This window comes from Candidatus Poriferisocius sp. (assembly GCF_965219775.1).
Taxonomy (GTDB): domain Bacteria; phylum Actinomycetota; class Acidimicrobiia; order Acidimicrobiales; family Bin134; genus Poriferisocius.
The window spans coordinates 790,568-817,321 of sequence record NZ_OZ244793.1 but is presented as its reverse complement, the minus strand read 5'-3'; the positions used below and the strand labels follow the sequence as shown (position 1 = coordinate 817,321).

The window sequence follows — 26,754 nt, the reverse complement described above, 5'->3', positions numbered from 1 at the left end:
GGAAACGCTACAGGTACTGGCCGGGGCCGATGGCCTCGATGGAGCGTCCGCCCTGGCTGACCTCCTCGTTGGACAGCAAGGTGCGCACGAACACGATGCGCTCGCCCTTCTTGCCGGAGATCTTGGCCCAGTCGTCGGGGTTGGTGGTGTTGGGCAGGTCCTCGTGCTCCCGGAACTCCTGGTTGACCGACTCCAAGAGGTCGTTCACGTGGATGCCGGGCCCTCCCCCGGCGAGCAGACGCTTGATGGCCAGCTTCTTGGCGCGGCGAACCACGTTTTCGATCATGGCCCCGGAGGCGAAGTCCTTGAAGTACATGATCTCCTTGTCACCGTTTTGGTAGGTGACCTCCAGGAACTGGTTGCGTTCCTCCTCCAGGAACATCTCGTCCACCGTTTGCTCGATCATGGCCTGAATGGCCTTGCCCACATCCCCCCCGCCGAGCCCCTCCACCATCTCGGCGGCGATGGGCAGGTCGGCGGTGAGGTAGCGGGCGAACACCGCACAGGCGGCTTCGGCGTCGGGCCGCTGGATTTTGATCTTCACGTCGAGGCGACCCGGCCGCAGGATGGCCGGGTCGATCAGGTCCTCCCGGTTGGAGGCCCCGATGACGATCACGTTCTTGAGGGCCTCCACCCCGTCGATCTCGGCCAGGAGCTGGGGCACCACGGTGGATTCCATGTCGGAGCTGATCCCGGTGCCCCGGGTCCGGAACAGCGACTCCATTTCGTCGAAGAACACGATCACCGGCCAGCCTTCGACCGACTTCTCGCGGGCCCGCTGGAACACCAGGCGGATCTGCCGTTCCGTTTCCCCCACGTACTTGTTCAACAGCTCCGGGCCCTTGATGTTCAGGAAGTAGGAGCGGGCCTCCCGGTCGGGGCTCATTTCCGCCACCTTGCCGGCCAGGGAGTTGGCCACCGCCTTGGCGATCAGGGTCTTGCCGCAACCCGGCGGCCCGTACAGCAAGATGCCCTTGGGGGCGGGAAGCTGGTACTCGGAGAACAGATCCTGGTGCATGAACGGGAGTTCCACCGCGTCGGTGATCTGCTCGATCTGCTCGTCGAGGCCGCCGACCTGGTCGTAGGTGACGTCGGGAACCTCTTCGAGGACGAGATCGTCCACCTCGGGGCGAGACAGGCGCTCCACCAACAGGCCCGAGCGGGGATCCATCAACACCGTGTCCCCGCTCTTGAGGGGCCGGCCGATCAACTCCGAGGCCAGCTCCACCACCCGCTCCTCGTCGGCCCGCCCGACGATGATGGCCCGGTGGCCGCCGCTGAGCAGCTCCTTGACGGTGACCACCTCGCCGGTACCGTCGCCCACCCGGGCCAGCACCACGTTCAGCGAATCGTTCAACACCACCTCTTGGCCCCGGCTCAACGACTCGGCCTCGATCTCCGGGTGGAGGGCCACCCGCATCTTGCGTCCCCCCGAGAACACGTCGGCGGTGCCGTCGTCGTTGCGGGCCAGGAAGGTGCCGTAGGCCGACGGGGGTTGGGTGAGCTTGTCCACCTCGTCGCGGAGGGCGGAGATGTGCTCGCGGGCTTCCCGCAGGGTGTAGGTGAGCTTCTCGTTCTGGGACACGGCCTTGGCCAGTTGCCCCTTGGTTTCCAGCAGGCGCTCCTCCAGCGTGCGCACGCGCTGGGGGGCATCCTGCAATCGCTGCCGGAGCACCGACACCTCGTTCTCCAGCGCGGCCAGCTTCTCTGCCGTCGGTAGATCGCCGTCGGGGACGGCCGCTTCCGCCGAGTCGCTGTCAGCCATACCTGCTCGACTCTACACGCCTGCTGGGGGGTTGCCGAGACCGGGTGGGACACGACTCCCTCGCTCGCGTGGCGGGGATCGGCCCCCGGTCGGTTACACTGAGGGCGCACTCGGCGTCTACCATGCTCGCCGAGGACCAGCTCTCAAGAGAGCGCTTGTCACAAGAGTGTTTTTCACGAAAGGGCCACCGTACCGATGCAAATGAAGGTCTGGATTGATCAGGATCTCTGCACGGGTGATGGACTCTGCGAAGAGATCGCCCCGGATGTGTTCACGCTGCTCGACGATGGCTTGGCCTATGTCAAAGAGGGTGACAAGGTGTTCAGCGAGCCGGGCGGGGTCGAAGGATTGGCCATTGTGCCCGAGGGGCAGGAAGAGGCCACCATCGAGTCGGCCGAGGAATGCCCCGGCGAGTGCATCTTCATCGAGGTCTGATCTTCGACTGATCGGCGCCCGTCCCCCGGTGCGGGGGAGGCCAATGTTCCGCCGACTCTCCGGGGGCCTCAATCCTGGTCGGCCAGTCGGCGCACGGTGGTGATGAAGCCGGTGTGAGCCACCATGCGGTGGTTGGGGCGCACGGCGTCGCCTTGGATGTGCCAGCCCCGGTGCAACACCTCCATGGTGGAGGCGGCGGCCCAGGGTCCGGTCTCGCAGGCCCGGCGCAACTGCACGGCCTGCTGGATGCTCGGGGTGTAGGCCACCAGAGAGCCACCGGGGTGCAGGGCGGAGGCGGCATGGTCCATGACCTGCCAGGGCTCGGGCAGATCCAGCACCACCCGGTCCAGGCCCTCGGCGTCGATGCCCTGGTAGCAGTCCCTGATCTCCACCCGGTACCGAGCGGTGACCTCCGAGCCCAAGAAGCGGGTGACGTTGTCCACCGCCTGTCGGGCGAAGTCCTCCCGGATCTCGTAGCCCACCACCTCGGCCCCGGCCCGCAGGAGGCTGAGTGACAGGGCCCCCGACCCCACGCCGGACTCCAGCACCCGGGCGCCGGGGAACACGTCGGCCTGCATGAGGATTGCCGCGCTGTCCTTGGGGTACACCACCTGGGCGCCCCGGGGCATCTTCAACACGTAGTCACGCAGGGTCGGACGCCACACGGTCAGCTCGGCGTTGCGGGCGGTGCGCACTCGCATCCCCTCGGTTCCGCCGATGAGGGCATCGTGGTCGACGGCGCCGGCGTGGGTGTGGAACTCGCCGCCGGCCGCCAGCGTCACCAGGTAGCGGCGGTCCTTGCGGTCGGTGAGCAGCACCAACTCGCCGGCCTGCAGCGGGCCGCTCATCTCGGAGGGGTCACCCGGTGGGTGGGCGGGGCCGTTCGGATTGATGGGAGATGAGCAGGCTCTCACCCGGCCGCAACTCTTGGGTGAGGGCCGGTCGCAACCTGCGGGTGCCGGCCACCCGGGCCAGGAGCCGAATCAGCCACGCCGCGCCCCCGAGAACGAGCCACCCTCGATGGCCCCCCAAGACGCCGCGAACGAGGGCCTGGCGGCGCAGATAGCCCAGCGGATCGACCATCCGGTCAGACCCGCCGTACTTCCACCAGGGTCCGAGACGCTCGCCCTCGCCGCCGACCCAGCAGAAAGGCCAGCACCACCAGCAGAACGACCGCGGTGGCGCATCCGGCCAGGATGGGCGAACGAGCCGACGCCGCGGTGTGGTCGACGCCGCCCCGCAACTCCTCGAACTTGGCCAGGATGTCCTGCCTACTGATCGTCGGTTGTTCCCGTTCCGCTTGGCTCACGGCCACCTCCTCTCGATGTCCGGCCCTTCACCGCAACCAACCCCGCGAGCACGACCAGCAATCCCAGCAGCACCGCCACGTAGGGCAGGGCGCTCATGTTGCCGTCGAACACCCCCGACGCCTCCTCCTGCAACAGGCGCAACCCGGCGATGACCAAGAACACCAGGCCCACCCCGATGCTCAGCGCCCCCAGGATGCCGAGCTTCAACGTGGCGCCGAGGTTGGTCAGCGGCGTCACGATCTCCTGGCGGGCGTACGCCACCAGCAGCTCCTTCAATTCGGCGGCCACCTGGTTGGGAGGGCTGCTCCCCCGGGGGGTGGTTGAACTCTTGGCCACGTCTACCTCCTGGAGAGGTCAGCCTAACCGGGAGCAGGCATCTGACCCATCTTGGTTCCGACTACCCCATCTCGATTCGGGCGCGGATCAATTCCTCGGCGTCGCTCAGGAGTTCGGCCAAGAGTTCCAAGCGCTGAGCGCCGGTTTCGGCGGTCAGCAAGCGCTGGCGGTCCCACGGCCCTGCCGGAGCCATGGACGCGAGCTGCCACTGGGCAACGGCAGGGTCGTCGGCCAGCTCGAAGTCGATCGGCGGTCCGGGCCCCCCCAGCTCGGACTGCAGGGCCAGCACCTGGCGGGTCCGGGCAGCAACCGCGGCCAACGAATCGGCGACGTCCCCGTCGGCCGGGGACGCATCGGGCCAGTCCCGGACCTCGGCCCGGGGATAGGGATCGTCCGGCAACCACCGGTCGATCCGGATCCGGCGAGTGCCGGCGATCACGAGGCGCCACCGCCCGTCGGGAAACTCCTCGGCGGCGACGATGGTGGCGGCCGTGCCCGCGTCGGACCGAACGTCACCGCCGCCCACCTCGCTGCCCCGCTCGATGAGGGCCACGCCGAACTGGCGGTCGCCGTCCAGGCAGTCCTTGGTCATGGCCCGGTAGCGGGGCTCGAACACGTGGAGGGGAACGATCATGCTGGGAAGCAGCACCATGCCCAGGGGGAACATCGCCATGGGGCTTGCTTCGGTCATGTCCCGAATCCGTCGGGGAACATGGCCATGGTGCTTGCTTCGGGCTCCATGGAATGAGGGTCAGCCGAGGCGGAGGGGTTCGAGGCCGATGTCGTCCAGGCTGGGCTGGGCGGTGAGGGTAGCCAGGTGACGAACGATTCGGGTCTCGAGTTGCCGGATGGCCTGATTGTCGTCGGCCCCTTGCTGATTGGCGATGAAGGCGAAGGTCAGCTCCTGATCCCGCCCGATGTCCACGTAGCCCATGATCACCGTGGTATCGGCGGTTCCACCGGTGAGCGCCCGGATACGGGACGGGCGGTCCACGTCGGCGAAGCGGGCCAGCAGCCCGGCATCCTCGGCGGCTGTGGGCAGCAGATCGTGGAACAAGGGGCGAAACTCCGAGCTGCGCAGCAACGAGGTGAACACCGGGCAGGTGGCGATGTTGGCCGGGTCCACCCCGGAGCCGTCGAACTGCAGGAGCTGGAATTGGTCGATGTCCACGCCGATGCCGGCCACTACGGCGGCGATGGCCTGGGTGCCCGCCCGAGTGCTGCCCGTGCCCGAAGTCACCCGCCCCACCTCCTTGAGCAGCATCTCGGTGGTCTCGATGTCCCGGTTGTCGAGGATCTGGTGGTAGAGGTCGGACAGGGGTGCCGACTCGATGGCGGCCAGGACGTTGGGCTCCTCCCCGTCGGGAAACGCCTCGGCCCGGGGGCTGCGCCGGATCACCACGTCCCGGGCCTCGAGCATGTCGTCGAACAGGGCGGCGGCGTAGAACGGCGGATCCTCGGCGGCCACGAAGCCCTCCGGCTCTTCCTCGGCGTCGGTGTCGCCCTCCTCGTTCGGCTCTTGGGTGGGGAACTGCACCCAGCCGTCGTCGAACTGCAGGGCCAGCAGGGTGCCGATGTTCTGGGACGCGATGATCCTCTCCGGCCAGGATCCCGCGTAGCGGAGGTCGTCGAAGCGGTCGGCGTCGCCCACCACGGCCCCCGTCACCAGAGCGAGTCCTTGGTCGACCAGGTCCTGGGCCAAGTCCTCGATGGGAGTGTGCAGGGGATTGTCGCCCTCGTCGCGGGCGGCGGCGTACGCCGGGGTGTACAGGAGCGGATCACCGCCGCCCACCAGGTAGATGTCGCCGTTGACCACCCCGTTCTCCACCGGGACGACGGACTGAACCGTGGTGGTGAAGGTGTGGTCGGGCCCGAGCACCTTGTGGGCGGTGGCCAGGGTGGGCAACAGCATGGCTTCGGACGGCATCACCTGGATGCCCCCGCCGCTCTCGTAGAACACGCGGTCGTCCAGCATCACGGTGAGACAGGACGACACCGGGGCGGTGGCCATCAGGGCGTCCAAGCCGGTGAAGAACTCGGGCTCGGCCAGGGAGGGGGCCAGCATCTCGGCCAATCGCCGGGTGGACACCAAGGGCGTCCCCACGCCGGGCGGGGCGGCGTCGGTGTCGGCCACCTCACCCAGGTTCTCGTGGAGCTGATCGCTCAGGGAGTTGGCGCCGAAGAGCGCGGCGAGGGCGACCGCGAGCAGCAGAACGGGCGTGACGATTCGGCGCACCGGGTCATCCTACGTGGCGCTTGCGCCATTGGGCGTACCACCAGAGATGGTGCAGGGCGCGCACGGCCCGCTCCGCGGAGGGGAAACAGTACCCCCCGCCGGCGGCCACCGCCGCCGGTCCGGCGTTGTGGGGTTGGGTGACGGCCAACTCGGTGGCCGCCAGCACGGGCTTACCGGTTCGGGACGAGGCTTCCAGCGCGGCCTCGGCGAATCGTCGGTCCTGGCGCTCGTGGTACTGACTGATGCGATCCAATTGGGCGCTCTCGAAGTACGGTCCCGACCGCAAATGGGACGCGGTGTTGGCCTGAATGCCCATGCCCAGATAAATCACCGCGTCCACTTCGGGGTGATCGGTGACCACTTTGATGGCCTCGGGAATGGTGTCGCGGCTCTCGCCCCCGGCCAGGTCGATGGGGTTGTTGCGGCTCCAGCGGGGCGGAACCAACCGGTCGATGGCCGCCTCCAAGTCGGCGGGCAACGGCATCAACTCCAGGTTGGAGCGCGACACCGCGTCGGCGGTGATCACCCCCCACCCTCCGGCGCTGGACAACACCAGGGTCCGGGGTCCGGCGGGCAGCGGTTGGGTGGCGAAGGCGGCCACCGCGTCGAACGCCTCCTCGATGGTGGCCGCCCGGATGCCGCCGCATTGGCGCACCATGCCGGTGAACACCCGGTTGTCGGTGGCCAACGCACCGGTGTGGCTGGCCGCGGCCCGGGCGCCCGAGGCGGTGGCCCCACCCTTCACCACCACCACCGGTTTGACGGCCGACACCGACCGCAGGGCGGCGGCGAACTCCCGGCCGTCCTCCACCCCTTCCACGTACGCGGCCATGGCCTTGGTGTGGGGGTCGTCGGCGAACCAGCTCAGATAGTCCACCACCCCCACCATGGCGGCGTTGCCCGCACTCACCGCCCGGCTGATGCCCACGCCGCTGTGGGTGGCGTGGTTCATGAACGCCGACACCAGGTTGCCCGACTGGCTGGCCACCGCCACAGGACCGGGTGGCGGCACCGGGGCCACGATCTGGGCGGCCAGGCGGGCCGGTGAGGAGATCAGGCCCTGGCCGTTGGGTCCGGCCATGACCAGGCCCAGGGACCGGGCCAACTCGACCAGTTCCTGTTCGGCCCGCACCCCTTCCGCCCCGGCTTCCCGGAAGCCCCCCGAGGCGATGAACGCCGCGCCGATTCCCCGGTCGGCGGCCGACCGCACGATGTCGGCACAGTGGGGGGTCGGCGTGCAGACCACCACCAGGTCGGCCGTCCCGGCGGGCACCTCGCTCACGGACGCCCGGGTCTGGACCCCCAAGATGGACGGGCGGTCGGGATTGGTGGCGAACACCGGGCCCTGGTAGCCCCCGGCCAAGACGTTGTGCAGGGCGACGAAGCCGAACTTGCCCGGGTGGCTGGAGGCGCCGGCCACCACCACCCCGCGGGGATTGAACAGCAAGTCGAACGGGGAGCGAGTCATGGGCCGGTGCGGACCACCAGGGCATCCACCGCCACCGGTCGACCGTCTCGAATGACCAGGGGGTTCACGTCGATGCTCTCGATCTCGTGGCCCTCGGCGGCGTCGGCCAGCCCCAACAGGGCGGCACCCAGGGCGTGTCGGTCCACCGCGGGCTCGCCCCGAAAGGGCCCCAAGAGGGCGGGCATGCCCAGGTCGTGGATCATGTCCTCGCAGTCGACTGCGGTCACCGGGAGGATTCGGAACACCGCCTGGGTCAGGGCCTCGGTCAGCACCCCGCCCAAGCCGAACATGAGGGCAGGCCCGAACTGCTCGGTCGCGACCACCCCGGCGATGAACTCCCGGTGCCCGACCACCATCTCCGACACCAACAGGGCCACCTCGCCGTGGTCCTCGGTGGCCAAGCCCAACAGGTCACCGGCCGCGGCCCGCACGGCGTCGTCCCCGTGGAGTCCCAATCGCACCAGGCCCTGCTCGCTCTTGTGGGCCAGGGCGCGGCCGCACAACTTGACCGCCACCGGGCCGCCGATGTCCGCAGCGGCGGCCACCGCCTCCTCGGCGGAAACGGCCAGGCGGTCCCGGCTCACCGGGACGCCGTGGCCGGCCAGGAACTGCTTCGACTCGAACTCCGACAACACCCCCACGCCCCGACAAGCTACCCGCCGGCCCGCGAATTCCTCACGCCGAGACCGGTGGCTACGGGGGGCCGCTTCGGGGCCACAACCTCGTGTAACCCGCACCGTTGCTCTAGGGTCACAACTCTGGCCGGCAGTTTCAGGTGTCGGCTGTCCACCCATGGGGGTTCATTTCGTGCAGATTGTGATGGCGGTCATCGTGGGTCTGGCGCTCACCCAACTGGCCAATCTGGCCACCACGGTGTACCTGCACCGCGACCTGGCCCACCGGGCGGTGCAGCTCAACCCGGTCCTGCGCGCGTTCTTCAAGGTGTTCCTGTGGATGGCCACGGGCATCTGCGCCCGACAGTGGGCCGCCGTCCACCGCAAGCACCACGCCTTCACCGACGAGGTCGAGGATCCCCACTCCCCGGCCCGGCTGGGTTGGGTGCGGGTGCAGCTCACCAACGCCGCCCTCTACCGGCGGTCGGCCCGCGATCCCCGCACCACGGAGCGCTACGCCCGGGACATTCCCGTGTCGAGGGCCGACCGGTTCCTCCTCAACCGCGGGATCGTCGGTTTGGGTCTGGGCGTGGCCATCCTGGTCTTGTGGTTGGGCTGGCTGCCCGGCGTGGTGGCCGCTGTGGTCCACACGGTGGGGTACATCGGCCTGGGCGGTTCGGTGAACGGTGTGGCCCACACCTTCGGGCGTCGGCCCTTCGACAACAGCGCCACCAACGTCACCTGGCTGGCCTGGCTGACCTGTGGCGAGGGGTATCACAACAACCACCACGCCGCCCCGACCTCGGCTCGCTTCGCCCGTCGCTGGTACCACTTCGACCTGGGCTGGTGGTTCATCAGCGCAGCCCAGCGTCTGAGGCTGGCCCGGGTCCGCCACCACGACGTGGACTCCCTGGCCAATCGTCCCACCGTTACCGCCCCGGCCTGACCCGAACCCTGTAGCGCAGCGGCCACCGCGAGCGAGCCCCTCGGCCCTGCCAGACCGCGGTAACCGCCAATAGTTGCCGTTGTCCGGGCGAGCCACCCGGCTAGCGTGCTGAGGGTGAGCAGGTATGGGGCCGCTCTGTCCGAGCATCCCGACGCCGCGGGGGCCGCGGGCGAGGTCATCGGGGAGATTCTGGAGACCGTGGGCCCGTCCCCGGACCTGGCCGTGTTGTTCACCTCGGCCTCCCATCTGGATGCCATCGGCGAGATTGCCGACGCCGTGAACCAAGTGCTGTGCCCGGCCACGTTGGTCGGCGCGGCCGCGGTGTCGGTGATCGGCGGTGCCCGTGAGGTGGAGGAACGCCCGGCGGTGAGCCTCTGGGCCGCGGCCCGGTGTCCGTCCCGCCCGGTCCGCCTCGAAGCCGTGCGCGGACCCGAAGGTTGGGTGGTGGGCGGGATGCCGGCCGACACCGAGGGCACGCTGTTGGTGTTCCCCGACCCGTTCACCTTTCCCAGCGAGGCCCTGCTGGGGGCGGACTCGCCGTGGACCGTGGTCGGAGGACTGGCCTCAGCGGCGGGCCGGCCCGGCGGCAACCGGTTGATCCTGGGCAACACCACCCACACCGACGGGGCGGTGGGTGTGCTGGTCGACCCGGCGGTGGAAGTGCGCACCGTGGTGTCCCAAGGGTGTCGCCCCATCGGCCAACCCTTCACCGTCACCAAATCGGAGGGCAACATCGTGGCGGAAATGGGGGGTCGCCCGGCGGTGGACCGCCTGCGGGAGATTCTCCTGGCCCTGAACGAGACCGACCGGGCCCAGGTGGCCCGGGGCCTGCACTTCGGGGTGGTGATCGACGAACACCAGTCGGAGTTCGGCCGGGGCGACTTCTTGATTCGCACGCTGATGGGCGCCGACGAGGACACCGGGGCCCTGGCGGTGGGCGACGCCGTGGCGGTGGGCACCACGGTCCAGTTCCAGGTGCGAGACGCGGCGGCCGCCGACGAAGACCTGCGCGAGCTGATGGCCGATGCCTCCGCCGGCTCGGCGCTGATCTTCACCTGCAACGGTCGGGGTACCCATTTGTTCGACGGTCCCGACCACGACGCCGCCGTCGTCCACGCCGCGCTGGCGCAGGCCCCGGTGGCCGGCATGTTCTGCGCGGGCGAGCTGGGGCCCATCGGCAACCGCAACTTCATGCACGGCTTCACCGCTTCGGTGGTGCTGTTCCCGTGATTCCCGCCTGCCCGTCGTCTCCGGGGGCCCACCGCTCCGGTAGTGCTGCTCGCCGGTACGACTGAAAGGATGGCCCGGTCTATGGCTGCGTTCCCCGCCGAATTGGAAGCCCAGGGCATCAGCGTGATCCGCGGACTGGCCATGGACGCGCCCCATCAGGCCCGCTCGGGACATCAGGGAACGGCCATGGCCATGGCCCCGTTGGCCCACGTGCTGTGGACCCGCATCCTGCGCTACGACGCCGACGACCCGGCGTGGCCCGACCGCGACCGGTTCGTGCTCAGCGCCGGCCACACCTCCATCTTGTTGTACGCCATGCTCCATCTGACCGGCCAGGGGCTCTCCCTGGACGATCTGCGCGACTTTCGCCAGTGGGACAGCTCGACCCCCGGCCATCCCGAGACCGGCCACACCCCCGGCGTGGAGGTCACCACCGGGCCGTTGGGCCAGGGAATGGCTAACGCGGTGGGCATGGCGGTGGCCGAACGCTGGCTGCGTCACCGGTTCGGCGCCGACGTCTGTGACCACCGGGTCTTCGCCCTGTGCAGCGACGGCGACCTCTCCGAGGGCATCAGCCACGAGGCGTCGTCGCTGGCCGGGCACCAACGGCTGGGACGGCTGATCTGCGTCTACGACGACAATCGCATCACCATCGACGGGCCCACCGATCTGGCCCTGTCCGACGACGCCGCCCAGCGGTTCGGGGCCTACGGCTGGCATGTGGTGAACCTGGGGGAAGCGGCCGACGACCTCGACGCCCTGGAAGCCGGCCTGCGGTCGGCCATGGCGGTGGACGACGCCCCGTCGCTGGTGATCGTGCGCAGCCACGTGGCCTACCCCTCCCCCGGCCAGACCGACAATCACGAAGCCCACGGCTACTCGCTGTTCGACGACGAGATCGCCGCCACCAAAGCGCTGATGGGGCTGCCGGTTGATGAGCGGTTCCACGTACCCGCCGAGGTGGTCGGGGCCTATCGGGCGACCGGGCGCCGCGGCGGGGTCGAGCGGTCGGCCTGGCAGCAGCGGGTGGAGGCCCTGGGGCCCCGGCGCGCCGAGTACGAGGCCTGTCTGGCCGGCCGGGGGCTGCCCGGTTGGGAGAACAAGCTGCCCTCGTGGTCGGCGGACCAGTCGGTGGCCACCCGCAAAGCCAGCTCGGGCTGCCTGAACGCCATCGCCGAGGTGGTGCCCGGCCTGATCGCCGGCGGGGCCGACCTCACCGGCAACACCGGCACCGATCTGTCGGGCGTCGAACCCCTCAGCCCGGCCAATCCGGCAGGGCGCAAGCTGTACTTCGGCATCCGGGAGCACGCCATGGGGGCGTTGATGAACGGCGCCGCCCTGCACGGCGGTCTGATTCCGGTGGGGGGCACCTTCCTGGTGTTCAGCGACTACATGCGCCCCGCCGTCCGCTTGGCCGCCCTGTCGCAGGCCCACAGCATCTTCGTGTGGAGCCACGATTCGGTGGGCGTAGGCGAGGACGGCCCCACCCACCAGCCCGTCGAGCACATCATGTCGCTGCGGGCCATTCCCGGCCTGCGGGTGTTCCGGCCGGCCGACGGCAACGAGGTGGCCCAGGCCTGGCGGCTGGCCATCGACCGGGACGGTCCCAGCGCCATGATCCTGACCCGCCAGAATGTGCCCGGCCTGGAGGGTACCGCCACCACCGAGGGGGTGGCCCGGGGGGCGTATCCGGTGGCCGACAACGGCCACCCCGACGTGGTCTTGATCGGCACCGGCAGCGAGGTGTCGGTCTGCTTGGCCGCGGCCGCCACCCTGGGCGAACAGGGCATTGCCGCTCGGGTGGTGTCCATGCCCTGCTGGGAGCTGTTCGCCGAGCAAGAGGCCGCCTACCGGGCGGCCGTCCTGCCCGCCGGTGTGCCCCGCCTCTCGGTGGAGGCGGGTGTGACGTTGGGCTGGGAACGGTGGGCCGATCGGGCGGTGGGCATCGACCGCTTCGGGGCCTCGGCGCCGGGTGCAGAGGTGCTCGACAAGCTGGGGATGAACCCGGCCAACGTGGCCACCCAAGCGGCGGCCCTGGTTGCCGGACAAGGGGGGAACCCATGAGCAGCCTGCACGACCTATATCACCGCTACGGCCAGAGCCCCTGGCTGGACAACCTGCGCCGAGAGTGGCTGCACGACGGGGAGCTGGCCCGCTGGGTGGAGCGCGGGGTGCGGGGGCTCACCTCCAACCCCAGCATCTTCCAGAAGGCCATGACGTCGGGCAACGCCTACGACGGCCAGTTCGCCTCGCTGCTGGCCGACGGGCTGAGCGTGGCCGACGCCTACTGGGAACTGGTGCTGACCGACATCGGCGGCGCCCTCGACGTGCTGGCCCCGCTCCACGACGACAGCGACGGGGTGGACGGTTACGTCTCGGTGGAGGTCGATCCCGCCCTGGCCCGGGACACCCAGGGCACCCTGGCCGCGGCCCGAGCCCTCCATCAGCGCATCGACCGCCCCAACCTGTACGTGAAGATCCCCGGCACCGCCGAGGGCCTGCCCGCCATCCAGGCCATGACCGCCGAGGGTCGCAGCATCAACGTGACCCTGCTGTTCTCCCTGGAGCGCTACGCCGAGGTGATCGAGGCCTACCTGCAGGGCTTGGAGGCCTGCCCCGGCGACCTGTCCTCGGTGTCCGGGGTGGCCTCGTTCTTCATCAGCCGCACCGACACCGAGGTGGACCGCCGCCTCGAGGCCATCGGCACCCCCGACGCCCTGGCCCTTCGGGGGCAAGCGGCGGTAGCCCAGGGCCAGGTGGCCTATCAGCTCTTCACCGAGAAATTCTCGGGATCCCGCTGGGAGGCCCTGGCCGCCCGGGGCGCTCGGGTGCAACGGCCCTTGTGGGCTTCCACCTCCACCAAGAACCCGGCGTATCCTGACACCTTGTACGTGGATCGACTCATTGGTCCCCACACGGTGAACACGCTGCCCGACGCCACCCTGGAGGCCTTCACCGACCACGGCGCGCTGGCCCGCACCGTGGATGCCGACCCCGACGCCGCTCGGGCGGTGCTGGCTCGGGTGGGCGAGGTCGGAGTGGACCTGGAGGAGGTGGCCCGCCAACTGGAGGACGAAGGCGTCTCGGCGTTCGTGAAGTCGTTCGACGACCTGTTGGCCAGCCTGACCGCCACCGCCGACCGACTGGTGGAGGCGGGCCGGTGACCCTGGCCCCTGCCCCGGCCACCGGCCCGGAGCTGTTGGCGATGAGCCTGGACGACCTGATGGCGCACGCCCGGTCTATCCGGGATCGGGTTCACGGCACCCGGATCACCTACTCCCCCAAGGTGTTCATCCCGCTGACCATGCTGTGTCGGGACAAGTGCGGCTACTGCACCTTCGCCCAGCCCCCGGCCCGTCTGGAATCGCCCTACCTGGGCGACGACGAGGTGCTGGCCATCGCCGAGGCCGGCGCCGCCGCCGGCTGCCACGAGGCCCTGTTCACCCTGGGCGAGCGCCCCGAGTTGCGCTACCCCGACGCGGCCCGGTGGCTGGACCAGCACGGATTCGCCTCCACCGTGGACTACCTGGCCCATGCGGCCCGGCTGGTGCGGGACCGCACCGGCCTGTTGCCCCACGCCAACGCCGGTGCCCTGTACCCCGAAGAACTGGCCCAACTGCGGGCCACGGCTCCGTCGCAGGGCATGATGCTGGAGACCCTGGCCGAGCTGGAGTGCCATCGGGGATCGCCGGACAAGACCCCCGAACGCCGTCTGGCCACCCTGGAGGCGGCCGGGGAACTGGCCATCCCGTTCACTACCGGCATCCTGGTGGGCATCGGCGAGTCCCGGACCGACCGGGTGGAGGCCCTGGAGGCCATCGCCGCCTCCCACCGGCGTTGGGGGCACGTCCAAGAGGTGATCGTGCAGAACTTCCTCCCCAAACCGGGCACCGCGCTGCACGCCGCTGCGGCCTGCGGCCGGGAGGAGTTCCTGGAGGCCATCGCCCTGGCCCGCCTGCTGTTGCCCGAGGAGATCCATCTGCAGGCGCCTCCCAACCTGTCCGACGATTTCGGCGAGCTGCTCGACGCGGGCATCGACGACTGGGGCGGGGTGTCGCCGGTCACCGCCGACCACGTGAACCCCGAGCGTCCCTGGCCCGCCCTGGATCGCTTGCGGGAGGTCACCGAGGCCAAGGGGTTCGCCCTGGCCCCCCGATTGACGGTGTACCCCGAGTACGTGCTGAACCCCGACCGGTGGCTCGACGAGGAGCTGCGGTTCCCCGTTCTCGACCGCAGTGACGCCGAAGGCCTGGGTCGCCCCGACGACCGCGGCTGGTACTCCGGGGCCGAGGCCCGTCCGCCCGTGCTGGTGGGCGGGTCTGCCGCCAACGGCACTGGCACCAACGGCGCGGTCAGCGGCGCCACCGGAGGCCACGCCACCGCAGGCAGTGCGTTGGGTGAGGTGCTGGCCGGGGTCCGAGCGGGCCAGGAGGTGGGGGTCGAGGAGATCGTGACCCTGTTCGGGGCCCGCGGGCCCGAGGTCCGGGCGGTGGCCGCCCTGGCCGACGACCTGCGCCGCGCCGCGGTGGGCGACGACGTGACCTGGGTGGCCAACCGCAACATCAACTACACCAACGTGTGTACCTTCAAGTGCCGGTTCTGCGGCTTCTCCAAGGGGCCGCTTTCGCTCAACCTGCGGGGCGACCCCTACCTGCTGACCCTGGACGACATCGCCGAACGAACCGCCGAGGCGGCCCAGGCCGGGGCCACCGAGGTCTGCCTGCAGGGCGGCATCCATCCCGACTTCGACGGCGACTACTACATCGACGTCACCCGGGCGGTGAAGGACGCCGCCCCCGACATCCACGTCCACGGCTTCACCGCCCTGGAGGTGACCGAGGGCGCCCGCCGCCTGCAGGAGCCCCTGGCCACCTACCTGCGTCGCCTGATGGACGCCGGACTGCGGTCGTTGCCCGGCACCGCCGCGGAGATCCTCGACGACGAGATCCGGGCGGTGATCTGCCCCGACAAGATCGACACCGACGAGTGGTTGGAGGCCCACCGCACCGCCCACGGCATCGGCCTGCGGTCCAACGTGACCATCATGTTCGGCACCGTCGAACAGCCGCTCCATTGGGCCCGCCACCTGGTGCGCACCCGAGCGCTGCAGAAGCAAACCGGGGGCTTCACCGAGTTCGTGCCCCTGCCGTTCGTCCACATGGCGGCCCCCATCTACCTGCAGCGACGGTCCCGGCGGGGTCCCACCTTCCGGGAGGCGGTGCTCATGCACGCGGTGGGCCGCATTGCCTACCACGGGTGGATCCACAACATTCAGGCCTCGTGGGTGAAGCTGGGGATGGACGGGGCCGCCCAGATGCTCCAAGCGGGCGTCAACGATCTGGGCGGCACCCTCATCAACGAGAACATCTCCCGCGCCGCGGGCGCCTCCCACGGCCAAGAGGTGACCGAGGACGACCTGGCTGCCCTGTGCGCCCCACTTCACCGCCCTCTGCGCCGGCGAACCACGCTCTACGAAGACGCGGTCCTGGCTCGGTAGCGAGCGGAAGGGTTGGCCGACGAGCAGCTAGCCGAGGATCGAAATCGCCTTTTCCACCGACCGGCGGGCCCTGACCAGCTTCTTCTCCTCTTCGGGCCGGGCGGTGGCCCCCTGGTCCACGGCGTCGCGCAACACCGTCATGGCCAAATCGTCCAGTTGCTCGGCGATCTGCTCAAGCTGACGACAAATGTGCTCGGTGGACATTCCCGGCCGCTCCGTTCTCTCTCGTCTCTTTCGTCAACGGGCTCCGTCCAACGCCTGGGCCACGATCTCCAGGGGGTGGCGCACCTCCACCCCGGCGTTGGCCAGGTGGATGCTGCAACCGGGGTTGGCGCTGGCCACCAGGGTGGCGCCGGAGCGCTCGATGGCGGCCAGCTTGCGCACCCGAATCGAGGCGGCCAGTTCGGGTTGCAGGGCGGAGTAGGCGCCGCCCGCCCCGCAGCACAGACCGTCGTCGTCGAGGGTCACCACCGTGGCCACCCGGGCCAACACCTCGGCCACCGGTTGGTGAACCCGCTGCACATGGCGCAGGTGGCAGGGGTCGTGAACGGCCACCGTGGCCGGACGGTCGGCGCCCTCCACCGACGGCAAGCGGTCGAGCCGGTCGGCCAGCCACTCGTGGACGTCCATCACCCGCTCGCTGAAGGCGGCGGCCTCGGGGGTGCCCAGCAGCTTGCCGTACTCCTTGAGGTTGGCCCCGCAACCCGCTGAGTCCACCAGAATCGGCGCCGAGCCGTCGAACGCCGTCATCGTGCGGCGGGCCAGGGCCCGGGCCTGGTCCTCCAAGCCGGCGTGGACCGACAGCGAACCGCAGCACCCGGCCCGCCCGTCGGGCAGGGCCACCCCGGCCCCGGTGTACTCCAACACCCGCTGGACGGCGGCGTGGGTGGACCGCTGCCAGGCATCCATCACGCATCCGGTGAACAACCACACATCGTGGCCCGACGGCTGCAGCTTCTCCTGGAACACCGGTATGGCGGGCAGCCCCAGTCGTTTCGACGGCACCAGCCGCAGCTTCTGGGCAACGGCCAACACCCGCGACAGCCGGTTCAGCAACCATCGGTGGCCGAGCAGAGAGAACGCCCACCGTCGCCACCGCACCCGCCGCCGGTGGGCCAACTCGGCCTGGGTGGCCTCCATCATGGCCCCGAACGGCACCCCGGACGGGCAGGCGGGCTCGCACCCTCGGCACTGCACGCAGGTGTCCATGGCCGTCGTGAACGTACGATCGATGGCGGCCCCGTGATCCTGCACCTGCCGCATGGCGTTGATCCGTCCCCGGGGCGAGGCCCATTCCTCCCCGGTGACCCGGAACGTGGGGCAATGGGGCAAACACAGCCCACAGGCCACACACGACGCCAAGTCGTCGGGATCGATGCCCAAAGCCAGACGGCGGGACTGATCGGACTCTGCGCTCAGAGCCGGTTGGGCGGTCACGTGACCTCCAGGGGATCGCGGCCGGGATTGAGGCGGCCGCGGGGATCGAACGCCGCCTTCAACCGCCGGTGCAAAGCGACGACGGCCGGGTCGGGATCGGGGGGCGGTGCCGGGTGGTCGCCGTAGGCCCACCCGGTGCCCACCTGAACCAGGTACTCCCCCAGTTGGCCGTCGGCCGGCGGCTTCTCGGGGGCCAATTCTTCGGGGGACAGGGCCGTGGCCACTCGGCGGTACCTCGGAACCGGGGGCGGACCGTCCACCCGCTCACACCCCAGGGACCGGGCCCGCCGGGCCTCGGCCTCCACGTCGTCCTCGTGGCCCTCCAGGTGGACCCACACGGTGTGACCGTTCCACAGGATGCACGTGGGTGCGAACAACCGGCGGCGCAGCTCCACGGGATCGGCCGGTCCGGCCAGCCATTGCTCGGTGGCCGCCCGCGGCCAGGTCCGCAGGATCACCTCGGCGAGCAGCCCGAGGGTACCCAGGGAACCCACCAGCAATCGGCACAGGTCGAAGCCCGACACGTTCTTCACCGTTGGTCCCCCCGCGGTGACCACGTCGCCGTCGTCGTTCACGTAGACGGCCTCCAGGAGGGTATCGCGCAGGCGTCCCCGGCCCAGGGCGAACAGGTCGTCGTGGCCGACGGCCAACACGCCCCCGACGGTGGCGTTGGGCACCACCGGCAGATTGGCCCGCTGGCCCACCTCGGCCAGCACGGCGTCGAGTTCGCTCACCGGGGTGCCCGCCCCCACCCGGATGGTCATGTCGGCGGGGTCGAACGACCGCACCCCGGTCGGGGCCGACACCAGGCGGGTGCCGTCCTCACAGCGACCGCCCACTTCCCAGTGGGTGCGCCCCCCCACCACGGCCACCGGGTCGGTCGGACCCACCTCGGCGGCAAAGCTCGACACCGAGGTGGCCACCTCGGCCGGGGTCACCGCCACGCCCATTCGGGGGTCACCCCCAGACCCCCTCGGGGATCTGCTCCAGGGCGTTCACGTCGGCGCAGCTCGCCCCGGTGGGCAATACCTTGCCGGGGTTGGCCATGGCGTGGGGATCGAAGGCCCGGCGCAACCGGTCCTGGGCGTCCAGGTCGGCGTCGCTGAACATGAGGGGCATGAAGTCCCGCTTTTCGATGCCGATGCCGTGTTCCCCCGACAGCACGCCCCCGGCGGCCAACGAGGCCTCGATGATGGCCGCCCCGGCCGCGTGTACCCGATCCATGACCCCCGGTTCCCGGCGGTCGAACAACAACAGGGGGTGCAGGTTGCCGTCGCCCGCGTGGAACACGTTCATGGCCTGCAGGTCGTGGTCGTCCACGATGTCGTACACCTTGGTCATGACCTCGGCCAGGCGGGTGCGGGGCACCACCGTGTCGTGGAGGTAGTAGTTGGGCATGATCTGGGCGATGGCCCCGAAGGCGCTCTTGCGCGCCTTCCAAATCAGGGCTCGCTCCTGCTCGTCGCCCGCCCGTCGGACCCGGCCCTGGCGGGCGACGGCCAACTCGGCCACCCGGTCGGCGTCGGCGGCCACCCCGGCAGCCAGCCCGTCCACCTCCACGATCACCACCGCAGCCGCGTCGGTGGGGAGTCCGGCGCCGACGAAGTTCTCCACCGCCACGGTGATGTTCCGGTCCATGATCTCGATGGCCGCGGGCACGATCCCGTCGGCGATCACCGCGCTCACGGTCTGGGCGGCGGCCTCCACGGTGTCGAAGTCCAACAGCAGGGTCTGCACCGCCGGTGGATTCGGGGTGAGCCGCACGGCGATGGCAGTGGTGATGCCCAGCATCCCCTCGGAGCCCACGTAGGCCCCCCGCAGATCCAAGCCTGGGGTTGCGCCGTCGGGGTCGCCGAAGACCACGGCCTCACCGGTGGTGAGCACCACCTCCACGGCCAGCACGTGGGCGCTGGTCACCCCGTGGGCCAGGCAGTGGGGCCCGCCCGCGTTGGTGCCCACGTTGCCGCCCAGCGAGCACACCTGCTGGGAGGAGGGGTCGGGGGCGAAGTGCAGACCGTGGGCCGCGGTGGCCCGGCTGAGGTCCAGGTTGATCATGCCCGGCTGCACCCACGCCATGCGACGGTCGGGATCGACGGACAGCAGGCGGTTCATCTTGGTGGTCACCACCACCACCGGTTCCCCCAGGGGCACCGCGCCCCCGGCCAGGCCGGTGCCCGCGCCCCGGGGCACCACCGCCCGCCCGTGGCGGCGGGCCGCGTCGATGCAGCCCTGCACTTCTTCGGTGTTCACCGGGAAGCACACCGGCCCGGCGTGCCCCCCCTCGAAGATGGAGGCGTCCCGGCCCATGATGGATCGTTCCAGTGAGGCCACCCGCAGTCGCTCGGGTGGGAGCACGCGCCCGAGATCCCGCACCAGGGGGTCCCGGGGTTGCGACCGGCGAATCCTCATCGGCCAGTAGGATACCGGCAGTGAAGCAGGCAGGATGCAAGCGCTCCCCGCAGTTCTGAGGCGGTCCGGGGTGGAGCTGTTGGCCTCCTTCCGACCGAGGCGGGCCTTCCCGGCCATGATGGTGCTGTCCATCGCCACCGGCGCCCTGGTGGGGTTGCTGGTGGCCGGGTTCGAGCAACTCACCGTCGAGGTGCTGCTGGAGCGGCTGCTGCACGGTCCGTTGTGGTGGCAGGCCACCGCCCCGGCGGTGGGCTTGATGGCCGCGGTGGCCATTCTGGCGACCCTGGGCCGGGGGGCCACGCCGTCCACCTCCGACGAGTACGTGCGGGCCTTCCACGAGCGTCACCCCCGGTTGCCCCTTTCGCAGCTTCCCGCCAAGCTGCTGGCAGGGGTGGCCACCATCGGCCTGGGCGGGTCGGTCGGCCTGGAGGGCCCCTCGGTGTACGCCGGGGCCACCGTGGGCCACGGCACCCAGGGGCTGTTCAGCCGGTGGCTGCGGCGGGAGGAAGCCAAGATGCTGTTGACCGCCGGGGCGGCGGCCGGCATCGCCGCGGTGTTCAAGACCCCGGCCACCGGGGTGATCTTCGCCCTGGAGGCCCCCTACCGCGACGACGTGGCCCGCCGGGCCCTGCTTCCCGCCCTGTTGGCGTCGGCCTCGGGCTATCTGGTGTACGTGGCCGCCCTGGGCACCGATCCGGTCATCGACCTGGGCAGCCACGACACCGACTTGAGCATCATTCACCTGGGCGGGGGGGCGCTGCTCGGCCTGGTGGCCGGACTGGGGGGACGGGGATTCGCCTGGCTGGTCCGCCAGGCCAAGGGACTGGAGCAACAGCTCCCGCTCACCACCCGGATTCTGGCCGGGGGGGCCCTGTTGGCCGGGCTGGTGCTGGCCACCGAGGCGGTATTCGATCAGCCCCTCAGCCTGGGCCCCGGCGTGGAGGCCACCGAATGGCTGCGCGACGGGAACCACACTTTGTTGCTGATCGGCAGTCTGCTGGCCTTCCGCGTGGTGGCCACCCTCACCACGGTGGGGGCCGGGGGCACCGGGGGGTTGTTCATCCCCCTGGCCGTCCAGGGCGTGATCGTGGGCAGCTTCGTGGGTCAAGCGCTCGGGGTCACCGACATCGGCTTGTACCAAACGCTGGGGCTGGCCGCGTTCTTGGCCGCCGGATACCGGGCGCCCATCACCGCGGTGATGTTCGTGGCGGAGAGCACCGGCACCTCGGCGTTCGTGGTCCCCGCCCTCATCGCCGCCGCGGTGTCGCAGCTCGTGGCCGGATCCAGCTCGGTGGCCTCGTACCAACTGGACAAGCGGGAGGGGTTGGTGGAGCGCCGCCTGGGGTTGCCGCTCACCGCGGCCCTCACCACCGACTCGCTCACCGTGCCGCCCGACGCCACCGTGAGCGAGCTGGTCCACATCCACCTCCTGGGACGACGCGAGCGGGAGGTGCCGGTGGTGGACGGCGGCGCCTACGTGGGCATGTGCGGGTTGGAGCAGATGAGCGACCTGGAGCGCGACGCCTGGGGCCACACCCTGGTGACCGACATCGCCCGTCGGGATCTCCCCCGGGCCCGGCCCTCCTGGACGCTGCGGGACGCCATTGCCCAGATGAACGACAACGACATCGACCAGTTGCCGGTGACCGACGACACCGGAACCTTCATCGGCGTGGTCCGGGCCGACGACATCCTCCGACTCGACGAGATCCTGGAGGAGACCGAGGGGATCTGAGGGGGCCGACGGGGCGACAGGAGGGCCGCCTCAGCGGGTGCTCAGTCGGGAAACAGCTCGTCCACGCTGTCGGCTGACGGCGTGTCCCGGTACTCGCACCAGGGCTTGGCCCCCACCTTGACCAGCCGGCATTCCTCCCCGGGGATGGCTCCGCATTCCACACACGGGTCTTCGTTCTCTTCGAACATCACGTCGAAGTCGTCGCTTGTGTGCTTCAGCGCACGAGCCTCTTCATAGCGACGGTGGCGTCCCTTTTTCATGGGCGGCTCCGCAATTTCGAGCCAACATCTTTTGGACGCCGGCGGCAGGGGAACTTCGCCAGGGGGAGTATTGCCCCCCTAACCTCTCATGGTGGGAAGTGTAGTCGCGCCGCCGTCGGCGTTGGCACACCGGCAGTTCCCACCGGAACCGGCGCCCCGGTGGTGACTCAGGCGTCGAGAACCTTGTGGCGGGCCTCTTCGGCGCTCACCAGCGGACGGTCGGTGGACCACGGGAAGTTGATCCACTGGTCGGTGCGCCGCCACACGTAGTCGCATTTCACCAGGGAGTGGGACTTCTCGTAGAGCACCGCCGAGCGAACGTCGCCCACCCGGTCCACGCAGAAGTCGTGGACCATCTTGAGCGTGTGGCCGGTGTCGGCCACGTCGTCCACGATGAGAACCTTGGAGGTGCGGTGGTCCACCAAATCGACGGCGGGGGGCAGCATCACCGGCACGGGGAGCCGTTCGTCCACCCCGGTGTAGTACTCGCAGTTCATCACGTAGATGTTCTTGATCGACAGGGCATAGCCCAGCGAACCGGCGCAGAACAGCCCACCCCGGGCGATGGCCAGGATCATCTCGGGCCGGTAGCCGTCGTCGGCCACCAGGGCGGCCAACTCCCGCACCGCCTGGCCGTAGGACGACCAATCCAGCCATTCGCGTTCGGTTGCCTCGCTCATGGGTCTCCCTTCGTGGACGTTGTGGAAATGGGGATCGAGGAGCGCTCCTCCAAGACCAGCTTTCCGCGGCCGTCGAAGGCCAGGGCGGCGGTGCCCTCCACCAGGCGGCGGACCGGCTCTGCGATGATCTCGGCCCGCCATCCGGTGAGCGCTCGACAATCCGATTCGCCCCGCAGCAGGGCCTCGATGTCGCCGCGGGTGGCCACCAGGGCCGGATCGATCTCGGCCTCGGTGGCCTGCTGGGCGGCCCAGGAGGTGATGAGGTTCACCGCGGGCTTCAACCCCGGATCCAGCTTGGCCGGCCGTTTCTTCGGCTCCTCGTCGAAGGTGGTGTCGCGGACCTCGTCGAGGAAGGCCAGCAACTCCTTGTCGGTGCCCTTGCGGAGGTTGCGGGGCTCCACCCCCCGAAGATCCCGCAACTGGCCGAGCGACCGGGGCATGCGCTGGGCCACGGCGGCCACCCCCAGATCGGACAGCACATGGCGGACCGGCTGATTCAGCCGGGCGGCGAGTTCTTCCCGCCACCGGGCCACCGCCTGGGCCCGGGCCCGGGGTTGCCCGTCCATGCGGCGAACCTCCTTGATCCGCTCCCAGGCCGTGGCCGGGGATCGCTCCCACGCCGCCTCCTGCAGGAGGCGGTCGCATTCCTCCTCCGCCCACGGCAGGCGCCCGCGGGCGTCCAACTCCTCGTGGAGGAGGTCGCTGAGTTCCAGGAGGCGGGCCACGTCGGCGGCGGCGTAAGCCAGCATGGGCTCGGGAAGCGGTCGCTGCAGCCAGTCGGACATACGGGCCTCCTTGGCCAGCGTCACCCCCAACAGTTGCTGGTGCAGGGTGGCCAGCGAGGGGGAGCTGTAGCCGATGAAGCCCGCGCCGATCTGCGTGTCGAAGATCCGTCGGGGGGGCGTGCCGCACGCCCCGGCGAGCACCTCCAGATCCTGTTCGGCGGCGTGGAGTACGGCGAGGCCGTCGCCCTGCAGCACCTCCGCCAGCGGTGCCACCGACACGGCCAGGGGGTCGATGACGGCCAAGCGGTCACCCCAGGCGATCTGGACCAACGCCAGTTGGGGAAAGTAGGTGCGCTCGCGGTGGAACTCGGTGTCGAGGGCGTAGGCGTCCGCCCGGGCGGCATCGGTGATCACGGCGGCCAGGTCGCGCTCGGTGGTCACCAATTCGAGGTCACGGGGCGGGCGGCTCACGGGAACGACGCTACCTGCGGATCCGGTGCAGGTCTGCGGGACGGTCCACATCGTCCACCGCCTTCGGGGAAGCCGGCACCTCCACGGTGGCCAGCGCATCCAGCAGGGCGGCCATCGAGCGCTTCCCCGACGCGAACAGTTGCTCGGCCACCGTGACGGCCCCGGTGGCCATGGCCAGGGGCAGGTGGTGACGGCGGTGATCGGCGAACGCGGCGGCCACTGGGGGCGGGTCGGCGTTGGCTTGGGCGACCACCCGCACCAGAAGGTCCACGTCATCGGCGCCGATGTCGGGGAGATCGCAGGGCAAGACCACCGTCACCGGGTGATGCGCCCGGCGCAGCGCGGTGATCACCGCCCCGAGCGGGCCCTGGCCGGGCCAGTCGTCGGCCACCACATCGGCACCGGTCGAGGCGGCTGCTTTGGCCAGGCGCGGATCGTCACCCCCCACGATCAGGACTTGTCGGGCGTCGGCCAACGCCTCCAGGGCACAGGTGAGGAGCCATCGCCCGCCCACCTCCACGAACGCCTTGTCCCGGCCCATCCGGCGGCTCCGTCCCCCGGCCAGCACCACACCGGTGAACGCGGGCCGGTCCACGCGCGCTCAGCCCCCGTAGTTCATGCGGGTGTCCTCCATGCGCAGCACCGGCGTGTCCTCGTCGGCCTGGAAGCCGCAGTCCACCACTTCCCCGATGAACAGGGTGTGGGCCCCGGTCTCCACCGTGGTGCGCACCTCGCAGTCCAGAAAGGCCGGGGCGCAGTCCAGGATCGGCGCCCCGGTGATCCCGTCGTGAAAGGCGAATCCGTTGAGGGTCATGGCCGTGGTGTCCACCTCCACCGGCTTGGTGAACTTTCTCACCATGGCCCGATCCTCTCGGGCAATGGTGCACAGGCTGAACACGCCACCTTCGGTGATGAGCTGGTGGGTGTAGGCCGATTGCTCCACACCGATGCCCACCAGCTTGGGGTCGAAGGCCAGTTGGGTGGCCCAATTGAGGGTCATGCCGTTGCGCCGCTCCCCCGCTCGGGATCCCACCACGTACAGCCCGTAGGGAAGACTCCACAGCACGCGTCGGCGCAGTCGGTCGTAGGCGTCCTGGGCCTCGGCGTCGCTCCCCACCCGTTGGGGGAACGGCCCGATGGGCCCGGTGCCTCCGGGCGCGGCCACCTCAGAGTTCCTCTGCGCTCGGGGGCCAGGACGGGTCGAGTTGGTGCAGGAAGAGCAGGCAGCGCTGGTCCTCGTCCGACTCCCCGATGGCCGCGGCGGTGGCCTGCAATCCGGCCAGTGCCCGCAGGAAACCCCGATTCACCTCGTGGGTCCAGCGCACGTATCCCGACCCTCGCCAGCCGTTCTGGCGCAATCGGTCGAGGCCCCGGTGGTAGCCCACCCGGTAGGCGGCGTAGGCCTCGGCGGGGTCGCGGGCCAACTGCCCCAGCCGGGCCCAGCCGTCCAGGAAGCGGGGAAATCGGGCCACCACCTCGGCTACCGCATCCCTTCGTTGGTCCTCGGGCCGGCCCAATGCGTCAGCCAGCGCGGCCACCGCCTGCGGGGGTTCGGGGTCCAGGATCGTCTCCGGAGGCCCGGATCGGGTCAGGTTCACCGGCAAATCACTCATCTTCTACCGCCCTTGCGTCGCGTTGCGGGGCCGGGACGCCTCGTCGTTGCCCCGGTCGTCACCCCGGCGGTTGTACCCGTGGTCATCGCGGTCATCCTTCTACGGTCAGTGGATGCGCACCAAGCGCAAAACGTCGGTGGCCTCGGCCATACCGGCCACCACGGCCACCACGTCACCGGGAGCGACGAGGTCCGCCTCCTGGGCCAGGCTGAGGGCCTCGGACACCCGGGCCTCGTAGCTGCCCACCTCGCGGGCCAGGATGGGGGTCACCCCCCAGCTCAGCGTGAGTTGCTGCACGGTGCGGGCCGAGGTGCTGAACCCCAAGATGGCCGTCTGGGGTCGAAAGCGGGCCATGGACCGCACGGTGAACCCCGAAGCCGAGATGCACACGATGGCGGCCACCTGGAGCTCGTTGGCCGCGGTGGCCGCCGCTCCGGTCATGGCGTCGGTGAGCGATTTGGGGGCATCGGCGTCGGTCATGCGCAGGCGGCGGATGCCCTCACCCCAGCGCACGTAGTCGAACTCCTCGTCGGCCCGCTGGGCGATGCGGGCCATGGTGGCCACCGTGACCGCGGGGTGGGCCCCGATGGCGGTCTCGGCCGACAGCATCACCGCACTGGTGCCGTCGAACACCGCGTTGGCCACGTCGGACACCTCGGCCCGGGTGGGGGTGGACGCCTGGACCATTGAGTCCAACATCTGGGTGGCGGTGATCACCGGCAACCCCCCGGCGATGCAGTCCCGGATGATCCGCTTTTGCAGGTGGGGGGTTTCCTCCATCAGGCACTCGGTACCCAGATCGCCCCGGGCCACCATGATCCCGGCGGACGCCTCGATGATGTCCTCCAGATTCCGGACGGCCGCCTGGGTCTCGATCTTGGCGATCACCAGGGGGCCGTCGGGATGGGGCTCCACGTCCACTCGGCGAACGTCGTCGCCGGTGCGGACGAAGGAAATGGCCACCATGTCCACCGCTTCGCTGATGAACGCGTCCAGTCCCCGGAGATCCTCGGGTGTGGGGGTGGACAGGCTGAGCCGGTCGGAGGGGATGCGGAAGCCGGGCCGACCGCGGATCACGTTGCCGTGGAGTACTTCGGCGGTGGCCAGATCGCCCCGGACATCGGTCACCTCGAGGAGCACCTGCCCGTCGCCGAGGGCCACCTGGTCGCCGGCGGCGATGTCCTGGAAGAGGTTGTCGTAGTCCACCTCGATCACCTGGTCGGTGCACTTGGTGTTGCCCACTCGGATTTCCAACACCGAGTCGGGCGGCAACTCCACGCCGTCGAGCCCGAAGCTGGCGGTGCGCACCTTGGGGCCGGGCAGGTCCACCAAGACCCCCACCCGCCGCCCTTCTTCTTCGGCCACTCGGCGCACGACGCGCATCCGCTCCAGGGCTTCCTCCAGCGTTCCGTGGGCCAGGCCGATGCGGGCCACGTCCATGCCCGCGTTCACCATCTGGCGCAGCACCGCAGGCGACTCCGAGGCCGGCCCGATGGTGGCGATGATCTTGGTACGGCGGGGCACGAGGGCCAACGCTACCGCCGTGGTTCGCCGGAGTGGTGATCGCCACGGTGCCCGGTGGGCGGG

At 70.2% G+C, this 26,754-nt stretch carries 27 protein-coding genes; 7 read left to right on the top strand and 20 right to left on the bottom strand.

Going from position 1 to position 26,754, the window contains the following annotated elements:
* Nucleotides 1–7: 7 nt before the first annotated feature.
* Nucleotides 8–1,765, bottom strand: coding sequence for a proteasome ATPase (gene arc / locus ACOQPQ_RS03680; protein WP_420638094.1), 1,758 nt, complete (start codon nt 1,763–1,765; stop codon nt 8–10).
* 201 nt (nt 1,766–1,966) lie between these two features.
* Between arc and ACOQPQ_RS03675 the strand changes: the two genes are divergently transcribed.
* Nucleotides 1,967–2,200, top strand: a complete 234-nt coding sequence (locus tag ACOQPQ_RS03675; protein ID WP_419851045.1) for a ferredoxin — start codon at nt 1,967–1,969, stop codon at nt 2,198–2,200.
* A gap of 68 nt (nt 2,201–2,268) precedes the next feature.
* Here ACOQPQ_RS03675 and ACOQPQ_RS03670 read toward each other — a convergent pair whose 3' ends face one another.
* The 8 genes from ACOQPQ_RS03670 to ACOQPQ_RS03635 all read right to left on the bottom strand — a co-directional run bounded on the left by ACOQPQ_RS03670 (nt 2,269) and on the right by ACOQPQ_RS03635 (nt 8,191).
* Nucleotides 2,269–3,048 carry a tRNA (adenine-N1)-methyltransferase gene (locus ACOQPQ_RS03670; protein ID WP_420638093.1) on the bottom strand — a complete coding sequence of 260 codons (780 nt, stop codon included), beginning with the start codon at nt 3,046–3,048 and terminating at the stop codon, nt 2,269–2,271.
* Between the two features lie 10 nt (nt 3,049–3,058).
* Complete coding sequence (locus tag ACOQPQ_RS03665) at nt 3,059–3,283, bottom strand: hypothetical protein (RefSeq protein ID WP_420638092.1); 225 nt, start codon at nt 3,281–3,283, stop codon at nt 3,059–3,061.
* Nucleotides 3,284–3,287: 4 nt separating this feature from the next.
* Nucleotides 3,288–3,509, bottom strand: coding sequence for a hypothetical protein (locus ACOQPQ_RS03660; protein WP_420638091.1), 222 nt, complete (start codon nt 3,507–3,509; stop codon nt 3,288–3,290).
* Entirely contained in the window at nt 3,472–3,846 is a 375-nt protein-coding gene (locus ACOQPQ_RS03655; RefSeq protein WP_420638090.1) for a hypothetical protein, read from the bottom strand. Before ACOQPQ_RS03655 ends, ACOQPQ_RS03660 begins: the two co-directional genes overlap by 38 nt.
* 61 nt (nt 3,847–3,907) lie before the next feature.
* Nucleotides 3,908–4,537, bottom strand: a complete 630-nt coding sequence (locus ACOQPQ_RS03650) for an LON peptidase substrate-binding domain-containing protein (protein WP_420638089.1) — start codon at nt 4,535–4,537, stop codon at nt 3,908–3,910.
* 60 nt (nt 4,538–4,597) lie between these two features.
* The gene (locus ACOQPQ_RS03645) at nt 4,598–6,082 is read right to left on the bottom strand and encodes a D-alanyl-D-alanine carboxypeptidase (RefSeq protein WP_420638088.1); all 1,485 of its coding nucleotides are present in this window, start codon (nt 6,080–6,082) and stop codon (nt 4,598–4,600) included.
* 4 nt (nt 6,083–6,086) lie between these two features.
* Entirely contained in the window at nt 6,087–7,550 is a 1,464-nt protein-coding gene (locus ACOQPQ_RS03640) for a CoA-binding protein (RefSeq protein WP_420638087.1), read from the bottom strand.
* Complete coding sequence (locus ACOQPQ_RS03635; protein ID WP_420638086.1) at nt 7,547–8,191, bottom strand: acetate--CoA ligase family protein; 645 nt, start codon at nt 8,189–8,191, stop codon at nt 7,547–7,549. Before ACOQPQ_RS03635 ends, ACOQPQ_RS03640 begins: the two co-directional genes overlap by 4 nt.
* Nucleotides 8,192–8,342: 151 nt before the next feature.
* On the opposite strand from ACOQPQ_RS03635, the gene ACOQPQ_RS03630 reads away from it, so the two are divergent.
* The 5 genes from ACOQPQ_RS03630 to cofH all read left to right on the top strand — a co-directional run bounded on the left by ACOQPQ_RS03630 (nt 8,343) and on the right by cofH (nt 15,837).
* The gene (locus ACOQPQ_RS03630; protein ID WP_420638085.1) at nt 8,343–9,110 is read left to right on the top strand and encodes a fatty acid desaturase; all 768 of its coding nucleotides are present in this window, start codon (nt 8,343–8,345) and stop codon (nt 9,108–9,110) included.
* Nucleotides 9,111–9,224: 114 nt separating this feature from the next.
* Nucleotides 9,225–10,340 carry an FIST signal transduction protein gene (locus ACOQPQ_RS03625; RefSeq protein ID WP_420638084.1) on the top strand — a complete coding sequence of 372 codons (1,116 nt, stop codon included), beginning with the start codon at nt 9,225–9,227 and terminating at the stop codon, nt 10,338–10,340.
* Between the two features lie 81 nt (nt 10,341–10,421).
* The gene (gene tkt, locus ACOQPQ_RS03620; protein WP_420638083.1) at nt 10,422–12,404 is read left to right on the top strand and encodes a transketolase; all 1,983 of its coding nucleotides are present in this window, start codon (nt 10,422–10,424) and stop codon (nt 12,402–12,404) included.
* On the top strand, nt 12,401–13,504 hold the full coding sequence (tal, locus tag ACOQPQ_RS03615; RefSeq protein ID WP_420638082.1) for a transaldolase: 1,104 nt from the start codon (nt 12,401–12,403) through the stop codon (nt 13,502–13,504). Before tkt ends, tal begins: the two co-directional genes overlap by 4 nt.
* Nucleotides 13,505–13,545: 41 nt before the next feature.
* Nucleotides 13,546–15,837, top strand: a complete 2,292-nt coding sequence (cofH, locus tag ACOQPQ_RS03610) for a 5-amino-6-(D-ribitylamino)uracil--L-tyrosine 4-hydroxyphenyl transferase CofH (protein WP_420640349.1) — start codon at nt 13,546–13,548, stop codon at nt 15,835–15,837.
* Nucleotides 15,838–15,864: 27 nt separating this feature from the next.
* Here the strand turns inward: cofH and ACOQPQ_RS03605 are convergent, their stop codons facing one another.
* From ACOQPQ_RS03605 to ACOQPQ_RS03590, 4 genes are read right to left on the bottom strand one after another with little or no spacing between them, the layout of a single operon-like run.
* Nucleotides 15,865–16,041 carry a hypothetical protein gene (locus ACOQPQ_RS03605; protein WP_420638081.1) on the bottom strand — a complete coding sequence of 59 codons (177 nt, stop codon included), beginning with the start codon at nt 16,039–16,041 and terminating at the stop codon, nt 15,865–15,867.
* Between the two features lie 33 nt (nt 16,042–16,074).
* A complete protein-coding gene (locus tag ACOQPQ_RS03600) occupies nt 16,075–17,274 on the bottom strand; it encodes a (Fe-S)-binding protein (protein ID WP_420638080.1) in 1,200 nt (399 codons plus the stop codon).
* On the bottom strand, nt 17,271–18,224 hold the full coding sequence (locus ACOQPQ_RS03595) for an FAD-binding protein (RefSeq protein ID WP_420638079.1): 954 nt from the start codon (nt 18,222–18,224) through the stop codon (nt 17,271–17,273). Before ACOQPQ_RS03595 ends, ACOQPQ_RS03600 begins: the two co-directional genes overlap by 4 nt.
* Nucleotides 18,225–18,231: 7 nt before the next feature.
* Complete coding sequence (locus ACOQPQ_RS03590) at nt 18,232–19,683, bottom strand: FAD-binding oxidoreductase (protein WP_420638078.1); 1,452 nt, start codon at nt 19,681–19,683, stop codon at nt 18,232–18,234.
* Nucleotides 19,684–19,717: 34 nt separating this feature from the next.
* On the opposite strand from ACOQPQ_RS03590, the gene ACOQPQ_RS03585 reads away from it, so the two are divergent.
* Nucleotides 19,718–21,418, top strand: coding sequence for a chloride channel protein (locus tag ACOQPQ_RS03585; RefSeq protein WP_420638077.1), 1,701 nt, complete (start codon nt 19,718–19,720; stop codon nt 21,416–21,418).
* A 41-nt stretch (nt 21,419–21,459) separates the two neighbouring features.
* On the opposite strand, the gene ACOQPQ_RS03580 is transcribed toward ACOQPQ_RS03585, so the two are convergent.
* From ACOQPQ_RS03580 to pyk, 7 genes are all read right to left on the bottom strand, one after another.
* Nucleotides 21,460–21,678, bottom strand: a complete 219-nt coding sequence (locus tag ACOQPQ_RS03580; protein ID WP_419851027.1) for a hypothetical protein — start codon at nt 21,676–21,678, stop codon at nt 21,460–21,462.
* 167 nt (nt 21,679–21,845) lie between these two features.
* A complete protein-coding gene (locus ACOQPQ_RS03575) occupies nt 21,846–22,358 on the bottom strand; it encodes a phosphoribosyltransferase (protein WP_420638076.1) in 513 nt (170 codons plus the stop codon).
* A complete protein-coding gene (locus tag ACOQPQ_RS03570) occupies nt 22,355–23,554 on the bottom strand; it encodes a ribonuclease D (RefSeq protein ID WP_420638075.1) in 1,200 nt (399 codons plus the stop codon). Before ACOQPQ_RS03570 ends, ACOQPQ_RS03575 begins: the two co-directional genes overlap by 4 nt.
* 10 nt (nt 23,555–23,564) lie before the next feature.
* Nucleotides 23,565–24,149: a molybdenum cofactor guanylyltransferase gene (gene mobA / locus ACOQPQ_RS03565; protein WP_420638074.1), complete on the bottom strand. Its 585-nt coding sequence runs from the start codon at nt 24,147–24,149 to the stop codon at nt 23,565–23,567.
* Nucleotides 24,150–24,155: 6 nt separating this feature from the next.
* Nucleotides 24,156–24,719 carry a flavin reductase family protein gene (locus ACOQPQ_RS03560; protein WP_420638073.1) on the bottom strand — a complete coding sequence of 188 codons (564 nt, stop codon included), beginning with the start codon at nt 24,717–24,719 and terminating at the stop codon, nt 24,156–24,158.
* A 1-nt stretch (nt 24,720) separates the two neighbouring features.
* Complete coding sequence (locus tag ACOQPQ_RS03555; protein WP_420638072.1) at nt 24,721–25,167, bottom strand: DUF3151 domain-containing protein; 447 nt, start codon at nt 25,165–25,167, stop codon at nt 24,721–24,723.
* Nucleotides 25,168–25,272: 105 nt separating this feature from the next.
* Entirely contained in the window at nt 25,273–26,691 is a 1,419-nt protein-coding gene (pyk, locus tag ACOQPQ_RS03550; RefSeq protein WP_420638071.1) for a pyruvate kinase, read from the bottom strand.
* Between the last annotated feature and the right edge of the window lie 63 nt (nt 26,692–26,754).

Bases quoted from the DNA above. Each gene is read 5' to 3' on its own strand.
- arc (WP_420638094.1), bottom strand. From the start codon at position 1,765: ATGGCTGACAGCGACTCGGCGGAAGCGGCCGTCCCCGACGGCGATCTA.
- ACOQPQ_RS03675 (WP_419851045.1), top strand. From the start codon at position 1,967: ATGAAGGTCTGGATTGATCAGGATCTCTGCACGGGTGATGGACTCTGC.
- ACOQPQ_RS03670 (WP_420638093.1), bottom strand. From the start codon at position 3,048: ATGAGCGGCCCGCTGCAGGCCGGCGAGTTGGTGCTGCTCACCGACCGC.
- ACOQPQ_RS03665 (WP_420638092.1), bottom strand. From the start codon at position 3,283: ATGGTCGATCCGCTGGGCTATCTGCGCCGCCAGGCCCTCGTTCGCGGC.
- ACOQPQ_RS03650 (WP_420638089.1), bottom strand. From the start codon at position 4,537: ATGACCGAAGCAAGCCCCATGGCGATGTTCCCCCTGGGCATGGTGCTG.
- ACOQPQ_RS03640 (WP_420638087.1), bottom strand. From the start codon at position 7,550: ATGACTCGCTCCCCGTTCGACTTGCTGTTCAATCCCCGCGGGGTGGTG.
- ACOQPQ_RS03630 (WP_420638085.1), top strand. From the start codon at position 8,343: ATGGGGGTTCATTTCGTGCAGATTGTGATGGCGGTCATCGTGGGTCTG.
- tkt (WP_420638083.1), top strand. From the start codon at position 10,422: ATGGCTGCGTTCCCCGCCGAATTGGAAGCCCAGGGCATCAGCGTGATC.
- tal (WP_420638082.1), top strand. From the start codon at position 12,401: ATGAGCAGCCTGCACGACCTATATCACCGCTACGGCCAGAGCCCCTGG.
- cofH (WP_420640349.1), top strand. From the start codon at position 13,546: ATGAGCCTGGACGACCTGATGGCGCACGCCCGGTCTATCCGGGATCGG.
- ACOQPQ_RS03605 (WP_420638081.1), bottom strand. From the start codon at position 16,041: ATGTCCACCGAGCACATTTGTCGTCAGCTTGAGCAGATCGCCGAGCAA.
- ACOQPQ_RS03595 (WP_420638079.1), bottom strand. From the start codon at position 18,224: ATGGGCGTGGCGGTGACCCCGGCCGAGGTGGCCACCTCGGTGTCGAGC.
- ACOQPQ_RS03590 (WP_420638078.1), bottom strand. From the start codon at position 19,683: ATGAGGATTCGCCGGTCGCAACCCCGGGACCCCCTGGTGCGGGATCTC.
- ACOQPQ_RS03585 (WP_420638077.1), top strand. From the start codon at position 19,718: ATGCAAGCGCTCCCCGCAGTTCTGAGGCGGTCCGGGGTGGAGCTGTTG.
- ACOQPQ_RS03580 (WP_419851027.1), bottom strand. From the start codon at position 21,678: ATGAAAAAGGGACGCCACCGTCGCTATGAAGAGGCTCGTGCGCTGAAG.
- ACOQPQ_RS03575 (WP_420638076.1), bottom strand. From the start codon at position 22,358: ATGAGCGAGGCAACCGAACGCGAATGGCTGGATTGGTCGTCCTACGGC.
- ACOQPQ_RS03555 (WP_420638072.1), bottom strand. From the start codon at position 25,167: ATGAGTGATTTGCCGGTGAACCTGACCCGATCCGGGCCTCCGGAGACG.